The organism is Halomonas sp. G11 (assembly GCF_001663515.1).
GTDB lineage: Bacteria > Pseudomonadota > Gammaproteobacteria > Pseudomonadales > Halomonadaceae > Vreelandella.
The window spans coordinates 137,030-153,956 of the sequence record NZ_LYXG01000001.1; the positions used below are offsets into that span (position 1 = coordinate 137,030).

Sequence of the window (16,927 nt, forward strand, 5' to 3'; positions counted from 1 at the left end):
ACATGAGCACGAGCGAACAGACGCTAGGTACAAGCTTCACGCTGACGCTGGACGGTGTTGACGTCAGCGCCTATCCCGGCGAAAGCCTCTGGCAGGTCGCCAAGCGCGCCGGCGAAACCATTCCCCACCTGTGTTTCAAGGACGCCAGCGGCTACCGCGCCGACGGTAACTGCCGCGCCTGCATGGTGGAAATCGAGGGCGAGCGCGCCCTGGCCGCCAGCTGTCTGCGCATGGCGACGCCCGGCATGGTGGTCAAGAGCGCCAGCTCCGAGCGCGCGCATACCGCCCGCAAGATGGTCATGGAAATGCTGGTGGTCGACCAGCCCGAGCGGGAAGCGAGCCCCGACCGTGCCAGCCACTTCTGGGCCATGGCCGACCAGTTGGCCATCGATGCCACCGCGGTACGCCGCAAGCTGCCCAGGCGCGACGAGCGACAGGCGCCCACCGTGCATCATGTGGCGCCACGTGAAGACGCACTGACGAAGGACAACAGCCACTCCGCCATGCGCGTCAACCTCGATGCCTGCATCGAGTGCAACCTGTGTGTGCGCGCCTGCCGGGAGGTTCAGGTCAACGACGTCATCGGCCTGGCGAACCGCGGCGTGGCCTCGAAGATCGTCTTCGACTTCGACGACCCCATGGGGGATAGCACCTGCGTGGCCTGCGGCGAGTGCGTTCAGGCCTGCCCCACCGGCGCGCTGATGCCCGCCACCGTGGTCGATGAGGCGGGCCGCGGTGATTCTACCGCCGCCGACCACAAGGTCGATTCGGTGTGCCCCTACTGCGGGGTGGGCTGCCAGCTCACCTACCATATCAAGGACGACGAGATCCTGTATGTGGAAGGTCGCGAAGGCCCCTCCAACCAGAACCGGCTATGTGTCAAAGGGCGCTTCGGCTATGACTATCCACGCCATCCGTCGCGGCTGATTACCCCGCTGATTCGTCGTGAGGGCGTTGCCAAGGGCATCGACCCGGACTTCGATCCGGCCAAGCCGCTAACGCATTTCCGCGAGGCGAGCTGGGACGAAGCCCTGGAAATCGCCGCCGGCGGGCTTGTGGATCTTAAAACGGCCCATGGCCCTGACGCCCTGGCCGGTTTCGGCAGCGCCAAGTGCTCCAACGAAGAGGCGTGGTTGTTCCAGAAGCTGGTGCGTACCGGCTTTGGTTCCAACCACGTGGATCACTGTACCCGTTTGTGTCACGCAAGCTCAGTGGCGGCATTGATGGAATGCATCGGTTCAGGCTCGGTCACCGCCTCCTTCATGCAGGCCGAGCAGGCCGACGTGGTAATCCTTACCGGCTGCAACCCGGCGGTGAACCACCCGGTGGCGGCCACTTTCTTCAAGCAGGCCGCCAAGCGCGGCACCAAGATCGTGATTCTTGACCCTCGCGGTCAGTCACTGGATGCCTATGCCCACCTGAGCGTGCGCTTTTCGCCGGGGGCCGACGTGGCCCTGTTCAACGCCATGCTCAATGTGGTGATCAGCGAGGGGCTGTATGACGCGGCCTATATCGCCGAGCATACCGAAGGCTTCGAGGCGCTTAAAACGCACACTGTGGACATGACCCCGGAAGCGATGAGCGGGCTGTGTGGGGTCGAGCCCGAGACCATCCGCGAGGTGGCCAGGCTCTACGCCAACGCCGAGCGGGCGATGATCTTCTGGGGCATGGGCATTTCCCAACATACCCATGGTACCGACAACGCCCGCTGTCTGATTTCGCTGGCCCTGGCCTGTGGTCAGACCGGGCGCCCCGGCACCGGCCTGCACCCATTACGTGGGCAGAACAATGTTCAGGGCGCATCTGATGCGGGCCTGATTCCCATGGTGATGCCCGACTACCAGCCGGTCAGCGATGCCCAGGTTCGCGCCGCCTTCGAGGAGCTGTGGAATACCAAGCTCGACCCGGCGCCGGGGCTCACCGTGGTGGAAATCATGGACGCCATCGCCGCAGGCACCATTCGCGGCATGTATATCCAGGGCGAAAATCCGGCGATGTCCGACCCGGACCTCGACCACGCGCGGGCCGCCCTGGCCAAGCTGGAGCACCTGGTGGTGCAGGACCTCTTCGTCACCGAGACCGCCCAGTTTGCCGATGTCATCCTGCCGGCCTCCGCCTGGCCCGAGAAGGACGGTACCGTCACCAACACCAATCGTCAGGTCCAGATGGGGCGTGCTGCCCTGCCGCTGCCCGGCCAGGCCAAGCCGGACTGGTGGATTATCCAGGAAATCGCCAAGCGCTTCGGTCTGGGCTGGAATTACCAGCATCCAAAGGACGTCTTCGCCGAGATGAAACAAGGCATGCCTTCCCTCGATCACATTTCCTGGGCGCGGCTGGAGCGCGAGCAGTCGGTGACCTACCCCTGCCCGGCGGAGGACGCGCCGGGGCACGATGTGGTCTTCAGCGATGCGTTTCCCACCGCCAGCGGTCGGGCGAAATTTGCACCCACGCGCCCACTGCCCCCGGATGAGCCGGTGGACAACGACTACCCGACAGTATTGACCACCGGGCGTCAGTTGGAGCACTGGCATACCGGTTCCATGACCCGGCGTGCCAAGGTGCTCGACGACCTGGAGCCGGAAGCCGTGGCCAGCCTGGCGCCCGCTGAGTTTATCCGACTGGGTATTGCCCCGGGCGATGATTTGACCATCGCCACCCGGCGAGGATCCATCACCCTCAAGGCGAGAACCGACCCGGGCATGCCCGAGGGCATGGTCTTCGTGCCCTTCTGTTATGGCGAAGCGGCGGCAAATCTACTCACCAATCCGGCGCTGGACCCGTTTGGGAAAATTCCCGAATTCAAGTATGCCGCCTGCCGGTTGAGCCGCTCGGAAATGCCGACCCCGGAAGAGGTGGGCGTTTAGAGGAAAGAACCCTGCGATTGCCAAGGAAGGCAGTGCAGAGAGTCGACGAACAGACAACGGAGTTGCATTGTTTGCGGAGGTCGACGTGACAGAGTGGACAGCCACACACACGCAACGGGCCCGCATTGGCGGGCCCGTTGCGTTACCGGCATTTGGCGGTGCTGCTTAGCCTTGCGCCAGCTTCAGTGAGGGGGCGTCATGCTCCAGATTCTCGAGCATGCGCTTGGCGTACCAGTCGACAAAGTCGATAACGCCAAATTCGTAAGTCTCGGAGTAGGGGCCGGGCTGGTAGGCTTTGGAGTTGATGCCGCGCTGGTTCTCCTCGGCGAGTTGACGATCCTGGTCGTTGGTGGCATCCCACACGCGGCGAAGCTCTTCAGGATCGTAGTCCACACCCTCTTCGGCGTCCTTGTGCACCAGCCATTTGGTGGTCACCATGGTCTGCTGTGGGCCAAGCGGCAACACGCGGAACACGACGGCGTGGTCGCCCATGAAGTGGTTCCATGAGTTGGGCAGGTGCAGAATGCGCAGGGAGCCCATGTCGGGGCTTTTCAGGCGGCCCATCAGCTTCTTGCAGCCGGGCTGGCCGTCCATGGTCATCGACACGATGCCATCCAGCAGCGGCGTGCGGGTCAGGCGGTTCTGCTGGCCAACGCGCGTCAGTTGGTAAGGCACCTGCTCCTTATCCCAGTCGGCCTGTTTGCGTGCCACCAGCGCCTTGTAGGCCGGCGTGGCGCGGGGGTCGTCGGTGTCATCAAATTCCTGCAAAGAGTTCAGCAGCTCAGGGTGAGCCCCGTTGCAGTGATAGCACTCGCGGTTGTTTTCAATCACCAGCTTCCAGTTGGCTTGCTCGACGATGCTGGACTCCGTGGCGACCTTGACGTTGTCCATCTGGTACGGCTCCAGGTAATGCTCAAGCGTTTCCAGAAACTCGTCAATGGCGGGCGGTTCCTCGTTTAAGTTGATAAAGATGAAGCCTCCCGCCGTGCGGGCATGGACCGGCTTGAGGCCAAACTGATCAAGGTTGAAGTCGCTACCCATATCGCTGCCGGCGAAGAGCAAGCGTCCATCAAGCTCGTAGGTCCACTGGTGGTAGGGGCAAACCAGTTTTGCCACCTTGCCCTTGTCCTTTGTGCAGAGCCGCGAACCGCGGTGGCGGCAGACATTGTGGAACGCATGAATCGTTCCCTCACTGCCGCGCACGATGACGATCGGATTATCACCGATGTCCAGCGTCATGAAGTTACCCTTGGTCGGTATCTCGCATGTCATGCCGGCGAACAGCCACTCTTTCTCGAAAATTTCCTGCATATCAAGCGCGAACAGGCGGGCATCGTTATAAAAAGGCTGCGGTAGCGAAAAGGTGCGCTCTCTTGTCTGCAGCATCTCGGCCGTTGACTCACGAGCCGCGGCAAGTGGGTCGTCCATCATAGTTAAAACACGTTGTTCCATACCAGTATCCTCGTAAACCACTGCTTCCCCCTCGAGGGCTGCGAGTCGGCCGTTAGTCAAGATTGCTCAATCTTGTTGTTCTGTCGCGTAACCTGGCGCTTTGTTAATACCCGACCTGCATCGAGTGACAGATTGTGTGGCAGGCACCTCCCTGCCAGTTATCCAGCCGCGACATCAGGTGATGTAGTGACGACTAAAAAGGTGGTTTGCAGACGATAAAGAGTGTCACGAGGTAAGCGCGCGTCGCTGTCAGGTAAGTCGGTTAGCAGGCGCGTCCCCAAAATGCAGCTCAACGGTACTGGCTGCATGAAGAATGCGGTCCGGTGATGCATAGCGATGAAGGCTGGTCAGGCAGAGGCGACAATGACAACTAACTACTTCAACCCGGTCACGACCCAAACCTGGACCAACGGTCGGCATCAGGTACGTTGCGTGAAGGTGATCCAGGAAACCCAGGATGTACGCACGTTCTGCTTTATGGCCGAACAGCCTGTGCTGTTCTTCTTCAAGCCGGGGCAGTTCGTGACGCTGGAGCTCGAGATCGACAATGAGTCGGTCATGCGCTCTTATACGATCTCCAGCTCGCCGTCCATTCCTTACAGCTTTTCGATCACCGTCAAGCAGATTCCGGGGGGCAAGGTATCCAATTGGCTGCATGCCAATTTAAAGGTCGGCGACGAACTGGTCGTGCATGGGCCGGTCGGCGATTTCAACTCGATCGATTATCCCGCCGAGAAAGTGCTGTTTCTTTCGGGCGGCGTCGGCATTACCCCGTTGATGTCGATGACGCGCTGGCTGTTCGACACCAATGCCAGCGTCGATGTTGAATTTGTGCATAGCGCCCGGGCCCCCCGCGATGTGATTTACCATCGCGAGCTGGTGCATATGTTTTCGCGCATCCCTGAGTTCAAGCTGCATATCATTTGCGAGAGCAAAGAGGATATCGGCGAAGCCTGGGCGGGCTACCGTGGCTATCTCACCCAGCCGCTGTTCGAGCTGATGGTGCCGGACTTCATGGAAAGGGAGATCTTTTGTTGCGGTCCTCCCCCCTACATGAATGCCATCAAGAACATTCTTCGTGCCAACAACTTTGACATGAATCACTACCACGAGGAGTTGTTTGGCGCCACGCCGCTTGATGTCCGTGAGGATGTGCGCGAGCTGGCCGAGCAGGCAGAGGTCGAAGCCGAGAATGTCGACACCAGTGACTTGCACAGCATCGAATTCGCGTCTTCAGGCAAAAGTGTCCGCATCCAGCCCGAAGAGACGGTTCACTCGGCAGCAGCCAAGCTTGGGCTGCATATTCCCAAGGCCTGTGGCATGGGGATTTGCGGCACTTGTCGAGTCGCACTCAAGTCGGGCGAAGTGGAAATGGAGCATAACGGAGGGATTACCGAAGAGGACATTGAAGATGGCTACATCCTGTCTTGCTGCAGTCGTCCGAAGGGCAATTTAATCGTGGATTTTTAGTGGCACATGATAGGTGTATTCGCTGATGACGACGCTGTTGAATAAGCCACTGGCCATTGGGTTTGTGCTCTTGCATCGCTTTACGCTCTTTCCTTTTGCTGCCTTCGTCGACTGCCTGCGCCTGGCCGCCGACGAAGGTGACCGGAGTCGCCAGCTACGCTGCCACTGGAATTTCATGACCAGCGGTGGGCAGGCAGCACTCTCCAGTTGTGGCGCGACGATCTCGCCCTGTGAGACGTTTCGCGATCCCGGTGAGTTTGACTACATCGTGGTTATTGGTGGCGTCCAGGAGGAGCAGGACGCCACGGATAGCGTTGCTCTCGCCTACCTTCGCCAGGCGGCCAGCGTGGGGGTGCCATTGATAGGCGTGTGTACTGGCGTATTCGCCCTGATTCAAGCCGGCTTAATGACGGGGCGTCGCTGTTGTATCAGTTGGTATCACCATCGCGACATGCATCATCGTTTTCCTGATACGGAACCTGTTGCGGATCGTCTGTTCATCGACGATGGCGACAGGATTACCTGTGCAGGGGGAGCCGCAGCGGCGGATCTGGCGGGCTACCTGGTGGAAAAACATCTGGGTAAGGCGTGGGCGATGAAGAGCCTGAACATCATGCTGCTTGATGAAGCCCGCAAAGGCGCCCACCCCCAACCGCAACCCGTCGTATTCGGCAAGGTTGACGACCGACTGGTACGCCGCGCCATCGCTGTGCTTGAACAGCACCTCGGAGAAATCATCTCGATGGATGAGCTGGCTGGGCGGGTGGGCACCTCCCGTCGCAACCTGGAGCGTCGCTTCAGTGACGTTCTGGGCGTTGGCCCCCAGAAATTTGCACGGGATTTGCGCCTTCGGTACGGCGCCTGGTTGCTGCATTACACCGGCAAAAGTATCACCGAGATAGGTGAGCGCTGCGGCTTCGCCGATACGGCCCATTTCTCACGTCATTTCCGTAGTGCCTTCAGCATGACGCCGTCGGAAATGCGCAAACGTGCTAGCTCGCCTGGCAATGATCAGGTTGATCCTTTCTTTCTTCATATTGATGGCCGTCTGGCGGTCTGAGATGGCTTTTTCAGGGTTTCTGGGAAGCCCTCCAAAACCGTCTTTCGAACAATGGGCTGGTGTTTCCCGTTCCAGGCGTTCATGAAATATGTCGCATTTGTTCAATTTATTTCAGCGAGCTTTGCGTATTAATAGTAGACAGCGAAAGCACTGGCATACCCGGGACGGGGAGCCATGGGGACCCCGGCTCAACCGGCCGTCAATTCAGCAACCAGATCGTCCATGTCGCAGCTGCCGATAACAACAGGAGACTTTTATGAACCCTTCCACACTTGCCAACTTCGATTCCCAGATTTCGGCGGCCATCGCTGATGAGGTAGCGCGTCAGGAAGCGCATATCGAACTGATTGCCTCCGAGAACTATGCCAGCCGGGCGGTGATCGAGGCGCAGGGCACGGTGCTCACCAATAAATATGCCGAGGGCTACCCGGGTAAGCGCTACTACGGTGGCTGCGAACATGTGGATGTGGTCGAACAGCTGGCGATCAGTCGTGCCTGCGATCTGTTTGGTGCTGAGTATGCCAATGTTCAGCCACACTCCGGTGCCCAGGCCAATGCCGCGGTTTTCATGGCGCTCATCAAGCCCGGCGATACGGTGTTGGGCATGAGCCTGGCCCATGGGGGGCACTTGACCCACGGTGCCGCCCCCAATTTTTCCGGCAAGCATTACCATGCCGTGCAGTACGGTCTGATTCCGGAAACTGGCGAAATCGACTATGCCGAAGTTGAGCGCCTGGCACGTGAGCACCAACCGAAGATGATCATTGCCGGCTTCTCGGCGTATTCGCGGGTCGTCGACTGGCGTCGTTTCCGCACCATCGCCGACGAAGTCGGTGCCTGGCTGATGGTCGACATGGCCCATGTCGCTGGCCTGGTGGCTGCCGGTCATTACCCGAGCCCGGTTCCCTACGCTCATGTCGTCACGACGACCACGCATAAGACCTTGCGTGGCCCAAGGGGCGGGCTGATTCTTTCCGATCACGGCGACGCCGCGCTGTATAAAAAGCTCAATGGTGCCGTCTTCCCGGGCCAGCAGGGTGGCCCGTTAATGCATGTGATCGCCGCTAAAGCGGTCGCCTTCAAAGAGGCGATGAGCCAGGACTTTGTGCAATACCAGCAGCGTGTGATCGGAAACGCCCGTGCCATGGCGAATGTGTTCATGGAGCGCGGCTTTGATGTGATCTCCGGCGGTACCGATGATCACCTCTTCCTGTTGTCGCTGATCAAGCAGGGCGTCACCGGCAAGGACGCGGATGCGGCCCTGGGCCGGGCGCATATCACCGTCAATAAGAACGCCGTGCCCAACGACCCGGAAAGCCCCTTCGTCACCTCGGGGCTGCGTATCGGCACGCCCGCTGCGACATCGCGCGGTTTCGATGAAACGGAGTGTGCAGAACTGGCCGGCTGGATCTGCGACATCCTCGACGTGCTGGCCGAGCGCGGCAACACAGACGCCGTGGAAAGCGAAGTGCGTGACAAGGTCGCCGCGTTGTGCGAGCGCCACCCGGTTTATGGCGAGAGCCGCGAACCCCAAGTAGCGGCCGAGACGGCGCTGTAACGCCATTACGAATCAGGAGACAACCATGCAACGTTATTCAGGATTCGGGCTGGCCAAGCACGCGCTGAGCCATCATGAAAACTGGGAGCGCCAGTGGCGTAACCCCACCCCCAAGAAGCAGTACGACGTGGTGATTGTCGGCGGTGGCGGCCACGGCCTGGCCACGGCCTACTACCTTGCCAAGGAGCACGGGATTACCAATGTCGCCGTGGTCGAGAAAGGTTGGCTGGGTGGCGGTAATACCGCGCGTAACACCACCATCGTGCGTTCCAATTATTTGTGGGATGAGTCGGCGGCGCTCTACGAGCACTCCATGAAACTGTGGGAAGGACTATCCCAGGATCTCAACTACAACGTGATGTTCTCCCAGCGTGGGGTGATGAACCTGGCCCACACGCTCCAGGACATGCGCGATGTACAGCGCCGGGTCAACGCCAACCGCCTGAACGGTATCGATAGCGAGGTGCTCACGCCGGAGCAGATCCAGGCCATCGTGCCGGTGATGGACTGCTCGAAAAACGCCCGTTACCCCATCCTGGGCGCCTCATGGCAGCCGAGGGCCGGCGTGGCACGCCATGATGCGGTGGCCTGGGGCTTTGCCCGGGCGGCGGATGCGCTGGGCGTGGATATTCTGCAGAACACCGAGGTAACCGGCTTCAAGATTCGCGATGGCCGTATCTATGGCGTGCATACCAATCGCGGTGATATCGAAGCGAAAACCGTGGGCTGCGTGGCCGCGGGCAATTCGGGCGTACTCGCCAAGATGGCAGGCTTCAGGCTGCCGCTGGAATCTCACCCCTTGCAGGCCCTGGTGTCTGAACCGCTCAAGCCGGTGCTGGACACGGTGGTGATGTCCAACCATGTGCATGGTTATATCAGCCAGACCGACAAGGGCGACCTGGTTATTGGTGCGGGCATCGACGGCTACAACGGTTACGGTCAGCGTGGTAGCTACCCAACCGTCGAGCACACGTTACAGGCGGTGATCGAGATGTTCCCCATCTTTTCGCGGGTGCGCATGAACCGCCAATGGGGCGGCATTGTGGATACCTGCCCGGATGCGTGCCCGATTCTGTCCGCCACACCGGTCAAGGGGCTTTACTTCAACTGTGGCTGGGGCACCGGCGGCTTCAAGGCCACGCCGGGATCAGGCCATGTATTCGCCTGGACGTTGGCGAAAAACCAGGCGCATCCCATTGCGGCGCCGTTCTCTATCAATCGCTTCCACACCGGTGCGCTGGTGGACGAGCACGGCGCCGCCGGCGTGGCCCACTAATCGGAGTCAGTACCATGTTGCATATTTACTGCCCCTATTGCGAAGAGCTCCGCGAAGAAGAGGAGTTTCATCCCAAGGGCCAAGCCCATATCACACGGCCTGCAGACCCCGACGCCTGCAGCGATGAAGAGTGGGGCGACTATCTGTTTTTCCGTGATAACCCGCGCGGCATCCACCATGAAATGTGGGTGCACGCCATCGGCTGTCGCAAGTTCTTCAATGTCACCCGTAATACGGTGACCTACGAGATTCTTGAGACTTACCCCATGGGCGAACAGCCACACTTTACGGCGGAGTACCCCGAGGGCAAGCCCGCCGATCAGCTCAATGACGCACAACAAGAGCCGTCGCGCCAGGAAGGAGTTCACGTATGAGCCAGTCGCTGAAACAGCCGAATCGTGTTCGCGAAGGGGGGCGAATTGATCGCGCCCAAACGTTGAGCTTTACCTTCAATGGCAAGCAATACCAGGGCCATGCCGGTGATACCCTGGCCTCGGCGCTGCTCGCCAACGGGGTGAACATCGTCAACCGCAGCTTCAAGTATTCACGGCCCCGGGGGATCGTCGCAGCGGGGGCTGAAGAGCCCAATGCACTGGTGCAGTTAGGCAGCACTGAAGCCGCCCAGGTGCCCAACGTGCGGGCCACGCAACAAGCCCTTTTCGATGGCCTGGTGGCGCGCAGTACCAACGGTTGGCCGAACGTCCAGCGGGATGTCATGAGCCTGGTCGGCAAGCTTGGCGGGCAGTTTATGCCGCCGGGGTTCTACTACAAGACGTTCATGGCCCCCGCCTCCATGTGGATGACTTACGAGAAGGTCATCCGGAAAGGCGCGGGGCTTGGTCGCAGCCCGATGGAGCGCGATCCGGATCATTACGATCACCTCAACCAGCATTGCGATCTGCTGGTCGTGGGTGCCGGTCCGGCAGGGTTGTCCGCGGCGCTGACGGCGGCGCGAAGCGGTGCCCGAGTGATTCTGTGCGATGAACAGGAGGAAATGGGTGGTTCGCTGCTCGATAGCCGCGAACAGCTCGATGGCCAACCGGCCAATCACTGGGTCGAGCGCGTTGTGAACGAGCTTGCCCAGATGGCAAACGTCACCCTGCTGCCGCGTACCACGGCGAATGGTTACCACGACCATCACTTTGTCACGCTGCATGAGCGGCGCACCGAGCACCTTGGCGAGACCGCGCCGCTCACCGATGGGCAGCGCCCGAGCCGTTCGCGCATGCATCGCGTGCGGGCCGGGCAAGTGCTGCTGGCGACAGGTGCCCATGAACGGCCTCTGGTGTATGGCAATAACGATGTGCCGGGCAACATGACCGCTGGCGCGGTGTCCACCTACATCCGCCGCTATGGCGTGGTGCCCGGCAACAAGCTGGTGCTTTCGACCACCAACGATTACGCCTACCGCGCGGCCCTGGACTGGCTCGATGCCGGCCGTGAAGTGGTCGCCATTGTCGATGCCCGCAAGGCCCCGGAAGGTGACCTGGTCGAGCAAGCCCGGGTGCGCGGTGTGCGCATTATCGAAGGCGCCGCGGTGCTGGAAGCGAAGGGCAGCGACCGGGTGACCGGCGCCCGCGTCGCCACCATCGATGCAGAAGCCTTCAAGGTGACCGGCGCCTCAGACACCTTGTCGTGCGACACCATCGCCAGCTCCGGCGGCTATAGCCCGGCGATTCACCTGGCGTCGCATACCGGGGCACGGCCGACCTGGAACGACGAGATCCTCGGTTTTGTGCCCAGCCTGGTCAAGGGCGTGCATGCCGCGGGCAGCGTGCGGGGCTTTCATCAGCTCGCGGATGGCCTGGCAAATGGCTGCTCCGCAGCGGCTGAAGCGCTATCGGCGCTGGGCTTTGCGGCAACGCCTGTCGAGCTGCCACAGGTCAACACCTACCGGCAGGGTGGCGCCTGCGCGCTGTACCAGGTGCCCCATGAAAAACCGACCCTGCGCGGCCCCAAGCAGTTCGTGGATATGCAGAACGACGTGACGGCGGCAGCGATCGAGCTGGCAACGCGGGAAGGGTTTGAATCCATCGAGCACGTCAAGCGCTATACCGCGATGGGCTTTGGCACCGACCAGGGCAAGCTTGGCAATATCAACGGCATGGCCATTGCGGCACGCTGCCTGGGTAAAACCATCCCGGAAGTAGGTACCACCGTGTTCCGGCCCAACTATACGCCGGTGACCTTTGGCGCCATTGTGGGCCGTCACTGCCGTGACCTCTTTGACCCCGAGCGCTATACCGCCATGCACCAGTGGCATGTGGAGCAAGGGGCCGAGTTTGAAGACGTCGGTCAGTGGAAGCGTCCCTGGTACTTTCCACGAACCGTCAATGGCAAGACAGAATCGATGCACGACGCCGTGGCAAGAGAGTGCCTGGCGGTCCGCCAGGGGGTCGGCATTCTGGATGCCTCGACGCTGGGCAAGATCGATATCCAGGGCCCGGACGCCCGCGAGTTCCTGGGGCGGGTTTACACCAATAAGTGGGCCAAGCTGGCGCCTGGGCGGGTCCGTTACGGCCTGATGTGCAAGGACGACGGCATGCTGATGGATGACGGCACCACCAGCTGCCTGGGCGAGAATCACTTCCTGATGACCACCACCACCGGCGGTGCGGCGGGTGTGATGGAGTGGTTGGAACTGTGGCACCAGACCGAATGGCCCGACTTGCAGGTGTATTTCAATTCGGTGACCGACCACTGGGCGACGATCACGGTTACCGGCCCTGAGGCACGCAAGCTGCTTGCCGAGATCACCGATATCGACCTGGATCGCGAGACCTTCAAATTCATGGACTGGCGCGAAGGCACGGTGGCCGATGTGCCCGCCCGGGTCTTCCGTATCTCCTTCACGGGCGAGCTGTCCTTCGAGATCAATGTGCAAGCCAACTATGCACTGCATGTCTGGAAGACGCTGTTCGCGCACGGCGAAAAATACGATCTGACCCCCTACGGTACCGAGACCATGCACGTGCTCAGGGCCGAGAAGGGACTGATCATCGCAGGACAGGAGACGGATGGCTCGGTCACGCCGGAAGACCTCGGCATGCAGTGGGCAGTGGGCTACGACAAGCCTTTTCCGTGGATCGGCAAGCGAGCGCTGACGCGTTCGGATACGCGGCGCGTGGATCGCAAGCAGATGGTCGGGCTTATGCCCAAGGACCCCTCGGTGGTGCTGGAAGAGGGCGCACAGATCGTGTTTGACCCTGATCACGCCATCCCAATGCCGATGGTGGGCCATGTAACGTCCAGCTATTACAGCCCTATACTCGAAAGCGGCTTTGCACTGGCGGTGATCAAAGGCGGGCATCAGCGGATGGGCGAGATCGTCTATTTGCCGATGGTCGATGGCAAGACCCATGCCGCCGAAATCGTCAGCCCCGTCTTTTACGACCCCAAGGGAGAGCGTCAGCATGTCTGAACATACGTCTGCAAACACGGCAACCGGTATCAATATGTACGATGTTCGCCCTACTGCCGAGGTGTCGGCGGAATCCCCGTTGGCCTGGTCGTACCATCACACGGGGCATCCTGGGGTTTCACAGCGCAGCCGCGTGGTGATCCGTGAGCGCGCCATGTTAGGCCATGTGGTGCTGCGCGGCGGTGCCATTGTGCTTGATGAAGCGGTCCGGCAGGTACTCGGCTTTGGCCTGCCGGCGCGCCCCAATACCCTCAGCCAGGATCCAAGCGGCGAACGCTCTGCCCAGTGGCTCTCGCCGGACGAGTGGCTCGTCATCGTCCCCGGTGGCGAAGAGTTTTCCCTGGAAGCCAAGCTGCGCGAGGCGCTGGGCGATGCCCACTATGCCATCGTCAACGTCAGCGGTGGTCAGACGCTGATTGAGCTCGAAGGCGAGGCCGCCACTGAGCTTCTGATGAAATCGACGCCCTACGATGTGCACCCGGCGGGATTCCCGGTGGGCAAGGGTGTGACCACGGTCTTTGCCAAAAGTAACCTGATCCTGCGTCGCCCTGCCGAGGACCGTTGGGAGCTGGTATTGCGCCGCAGCTTTGCCGATTATCTGTATCGCTGGCTGCTGGATGCGGGCCAGGAGTATGCCATCGGCGTTGATGACTGATGAGCTGAGGTCGGCAAATGTCGGCCTCAACTTTTCCTCACTGAGGGGGAGGGAGAACCTGCTATGCAAGATAAAAATAACCGTTGGATATTGGCGGCTCAGTGTGCAAGTCGGCTTGGCACCGTCGACGTTGTGACGCGTTTTCTAAAAGAACAACGCTGTTACATCACCGAACAACAGTCATTTGACGACCGGCTCAGCGAGCGCTTTTTTATCCGCACCGAGTTCCGTCCCGAGGACGAGACGTTCGATGCCGACGCCTTTCAGTCGGCGTTCGCCGAACGGGCGGCTGACTTCGCGATGAGCTTCGAGCTGACGGCACCCGAGACGCGTATACCGGTGGTGATCATGGTGTCCAAGGCGGATCACTGCCTCAACGACTTGCTCTACCGTTACCGCATAGGCCAACTGCCCATCGATATCCGCGCGATTGTCTCCAATCACCCGGATTTGGCGCCCCTGGCCGAATGGCATGGCATTCCTTACCGCTATCTACCGATTACCCCGCAAACCAAGCCAGAGCAGGAAGCACAGGTCTGGGAAGAAATAGAGGCAGCCGGAGCTGAACTGGTCATTCTCGCCCGCTATATGCAGGTGCTCTCGAGCGGCATGTGCCAAAAGCTAACGGGTAAGGCAATCAACATTCATCACTCGCTGCTGCCAGGCTTCAAGGGGGCTCGCCCTTATCATCAAGCCTACGAGAAGGGAGTCAAGCTGGTGGGCGCGACGGCTCATTATATTAACGATGACCTCGACGAAGGACCTATCATTACCCAAGGGGTCGAGCCCGTCAGCCATACCGACTACCCGGAAGACCTGGTAGCCAAAGGGCGGGATGTCGAGTGTTTGACGCTCGCCCGGGCGGTGACCCTCCATGTGGAGCGACGTGTCTTCCTGCATGCCAATCGCACCGTGGTTTTTGACCGCTAGTCGTATAATGACAACATCTCTGTAAGGTAGACAAGCATGTCAATCAGTGTTTTCGATCTCTTCAAGATCGGCATCGGGCCATCGAGCTCACATACCGTCGGCCCGATGCGGGCCGCTTTTGACTTCATCGGTGAACTTGGGGCAAGTGAGCTGTTGAACGACGTCACTCGCGTTGAGGTGCACCTCTTCGGTTCTCTCTCCTCAACGGGGGTGGGCCACGGCACGGATCACGCCGTCATCATGGGCCTGATGGGGAAAAGGCCAGATGAAATCGATCCGGATGTTATTGGCCCCTCGATCAGCGCGTTGAAAGCCTCTGAGGTGCTGCTCCTGAACAGCCAGTACAGCGTTCCCTTTCAGTGGCAGCGAGACATGCAGCTGTTCGAGGAAAGCCTGCCGCATCATCCCAATGCCATGCGGCTGATCGCCCATGGACAAGACGGTGAGCTGTACCGCAATACCTATTACTCGGTGGGCGGAGGTTTCGTGGTGGATCAGGCCCAGGCAGATCAAGGCCAGTTGGACAGCGATACCACCGAGCTTCCCTATGACTTTCATACCGCGGCCGACTTATTGACCATGTGTCGGGATAGCGGCCTGCGTATTAGTGAGCTGATGCTCGAAAACGAGCGCGCCTGGCGCAGTGAAGCCGAGATACGCCAAGGGCTTTGCGATATATGGGCGGCGATGAAAGCCTGTGTGAACAAAGGACTCGAGGCCGAAGGCGTGTTGCCCGGCGGGCTGAATGTTCGTCGACGGGCGCGTTTGCTGCATCAAAGATTGCAGGCAGTGGATGAAAATCCGTCCGTGATCACCACGACGATGTCGGCGATGGACTGGGTCAACCTCTATGCGCTGGCGGTCAACGAAGAAAATGCCGCGGGTGGGCGCATGGTGACGGCGCCGACCAATGGTGCCGCGGGTATTATCCCGGCGGTCTTGCACTACTACATGCACTTCCGCGAAGGGGCCAGCGAGCGAGACGTCGTCGACTTCCTGCTGGCGGCAGGTGCCGTGGGCATTCTGTGCAAGAAAAACGCCTCGATCTCGGGTGCCGAAGTGGGCTGCCAGGGCGAGGTCGGCTCAGCGTGCGCGATGGCCGCCGCTGGCCTTGCAGAATTGATGGGCGGCAGTGTCGCGCAGGTCGAAAACGCCGCTGAAATCGGCCTGGAGCATAACCTCGGGCTGACCTGTGACCCCGTCGGCGGCTTGGTCCAGGTGCCCTGCATCGAGCGCAACGCCATCGCGTCAATAAAAGCCATCAACGCCGCCCAGATGGCACTAAGGGGTGATGGCGAACACTTTATCTCGCTAGATAAAGTGATCCGCACCATGCGTGATACCGGCGCTGATATGCAGGATAAATATAAGGAAACCTCGAAAGGCGGGTTGGCGGTTAATACGATCGAGTGTTGATGAGGGGCAAGGGGTGCCTCTAAGTGACGGGGGCGGGTACACTCATCCATGTATAGACATTTTCCGCTCCCAAGGATGACTCATGGTCAGCACACCGCCTCTCTACCAGCAGATACAAAAGCATCTGCTGGACAAGATCAACAGCAGCGAATGGCCGCCACATCACCAGATTCCGCCGGAGGAGCAACTGGCGCGTGACTTTAGTGTTAGCCGCATGACCGCCAACAAAGCGATCCGTGATTTGGTGCAGAAAGGGTATCTGACGCGCCAGCCTGGGCTCGGTACCTTCGTGACCGACCGTAAGGCGGAGTCGTCGTTGGTTGAGGTGTACAACATCGCTGAGGAGGTACGTTTACGTGGACACCGCTATGGCAACCAAGTGTTGATCTGCGAAGCCATTGAGGCCGATGACGAGGTGGCGTTGCGCCTAGGGGTAAGGCTTGGCAGCCGGGTCTTTCATACCTTGATCGTGCATCTGGAGAATGAGGTGCCGATCCAGTTGGAGAAGCGCTACGTCAATCCCCGCTGGGTGCCCGACTATCTTGATGCCGACTTCACTCTTCACACTCCCAATGAGGTGTTGGTGGCCGCCTGCCCCATCACCGATGTCGAACACATCGTTGAGGCGATTCTGCCCGAAGCACAGGCTGCCGAATGGCTGAGTATTGATACGGCTAGTCCCTGTCTCAGCATGATTCGGCGCACCTGGTCTGGTGAGCAACTGATCAGCTACGCGCGGCTACTCCATCCTGGGGAGCGGTATAAGCTGCGTTCGTCGATGCATCGAGAGCTGAGCTGACCCCGCGGTGAGCCAAGACCAACGCC

The 16,927-nt window shown here is 60.2% G+C and carries 12 protein-coding genes; 11 read left to right on the forward strand and 1 reads right to left on the reverse strand.

Features of this window, described 5'->3' with window-relative positions:
* The first annotated feature begins 2 nt into the window (after positions 1-2).
* Positions 3-2,864, forward strand: a complete 2,862-nt coding sequence (fdhF, locus tag ADS46_RS00580) for a formate dehydrogenase subunit alpha (protein WP_066315121.1) — start codon at positions 3-5, stop codon at positions 2,862-2,864.
* 165 nt (positions 2,865-3,029) lie between these two features.
* On the opposite strand, the gene ADS46_RS00585 is transcribed toward fdhF, so the two are convergent.
* On the reverse strand, positions 3,030-4,316 hold the full coding sequence (locus tag ADS46_RS00585; protein WP_066314849.1) for an aromatic ring-hydroxylating oxygenase subunit alpha: 1,287 nt from the start codon (positions 4,314-4,316) through the stop codon (positions 3,030-3,032).
* A gap of 363 nt (positions 4,317-4,679) precedes the next feature.
* Between ADS46_RS00585 and ADS46_RS00590 the strand changes: the two genes are divergently transcribed.
* From ADS46_RS00590 to hutC, 10 genes are all read left to right on the forward strand, one after another.
* Positions 4,680-5,786 carry a hybrid-cluster NAD(P)-dependent oxidoreductase gene (locus tag ADS46_RS00590; protein WP_066314852.1) on the forward strand — a complete coding sequence of 369 codons (1,107 nt, stop codon included), beginning with the start codon at positions 4,680-4,682 and terminating at the stop codon, positions 5,784-5,786.
* Positions 5,787-5,811: 25 nt separating this feature from the next.
* Positions 5,812-6,846 carry a GlxA family transcriptional regulator gene (locus ADS46_RS00595; RefSeq protein ID WP_066314856.1) on the forward strand — a complete coding sequence of 345 codons (1,035 nt, stop codon included), beginning with the start codon at positions 5,812-5,814 and terminating at the stop codon, positions 6,844-6,846.
* A 256-nt stretch (positions 6,847-7,102) separates the two neighbouring features.
* Complete coding sequence (gene glyA, locus ADS46_RS00600; protein WP_066314858.1) at positions 7,103-8,404, forward strand: serine hydroxymethyltransferase; 1,302 nt, start codon at positions 7,103-7,105, stop codon at positions 8,402-8,404.
* 25 nt (positions 8,405-8,429) lie between these two features.
* Complete coding sequence (locus tag ADS46_RS00605) at positions 8,430-9,680, forward strand: sarcosine oxidase subunit beta family protein (RefSeq protein WP_066314860.1); 1,251 nt, start codon at positions 8,430-8,432, stop codon at positions 9,678-9,680.
* Positions 9,681-9,694: 14 nt separating this feature from the next.
* On the forward strand, positions 9,695-10,054 hold the full coding sequence (locus tag ADS46_RS00610) for a sarcosine oxidase subunit delta (protein WP_066314862.1): 360 nt from the start codon (positions 9,695-9,697) through the stop codon (positions 10,052-10,054).
* A complete protein-coding gene (locus ADS46_RS00615) occupies positions 10,051-13,101 on the forward strand; it encodes a sarcosine oxidase subunit alpha (RefSeq protein WP_082925917.1) in 3,051 nt (1,016 codons plus the stop codon). Before ADS46_RS00610 ends, ADS46_RS00615 begins: the two co-directional genes overlap by 4 nt.
* On the forward strand, positions 13,094-13,756 hold the full coding sequence (locus ADS46_RS00620; protein WP_066314867.1) for a sarcosine oxidase subunit gamma: 663 nt from the start codon (positions 13,094-13,096) through the stop codon (positions 13,754-13,756). Before ADS46_RS00615 ends, ADS46_RS00620 begins: the two co-directional genes overlap by 8 nt.
* 63 nt (positions 13,757-13,819) lie before the next feature.
* A complete protein-coding gene (gene purU, locus ADS46_RS00625; protein ID WP_066314869.1) occupies positions 13,820-14,686 on the forward strand; it encodes a formyltetrahydrofolate deformylase in 867 nt (288 codons plus the stop codon).
* A 36-nt stretch (positions 14,687-14,722) separates the two neighbouring features.
* Positions 14,723-16,102 carry an L-serine ammonia-lyase gene (locus ADS46_RS00630; protein WP_066314872.1) on the forward strand — a complete coding sequence of 460 codons (1,380 nt, stop codon included), beginning with the start codon at positions 14,723-14,725 and terminating at the stop codon, positions 16,100-16,102.
* An 82-nt stretch (positions 16,103-16,184) separates the two neighbouring features.
* Positions 16,185-16,901 carry a histidine utilization repressor gene (hutC, locus tag ADS46_RS00635; RefSeq protein ID WP_066314873.1) on the forward strand — a complete coding sequence of 239 codons (717 nt, stop codon included), beginning with the start codon at positions 16,185-16,187 and terminating at the stop codon, positions 16,899-16,901.
* The last annotated feature ends 26 nt before the right edge of the window (positions 16,902-16,927 follow it).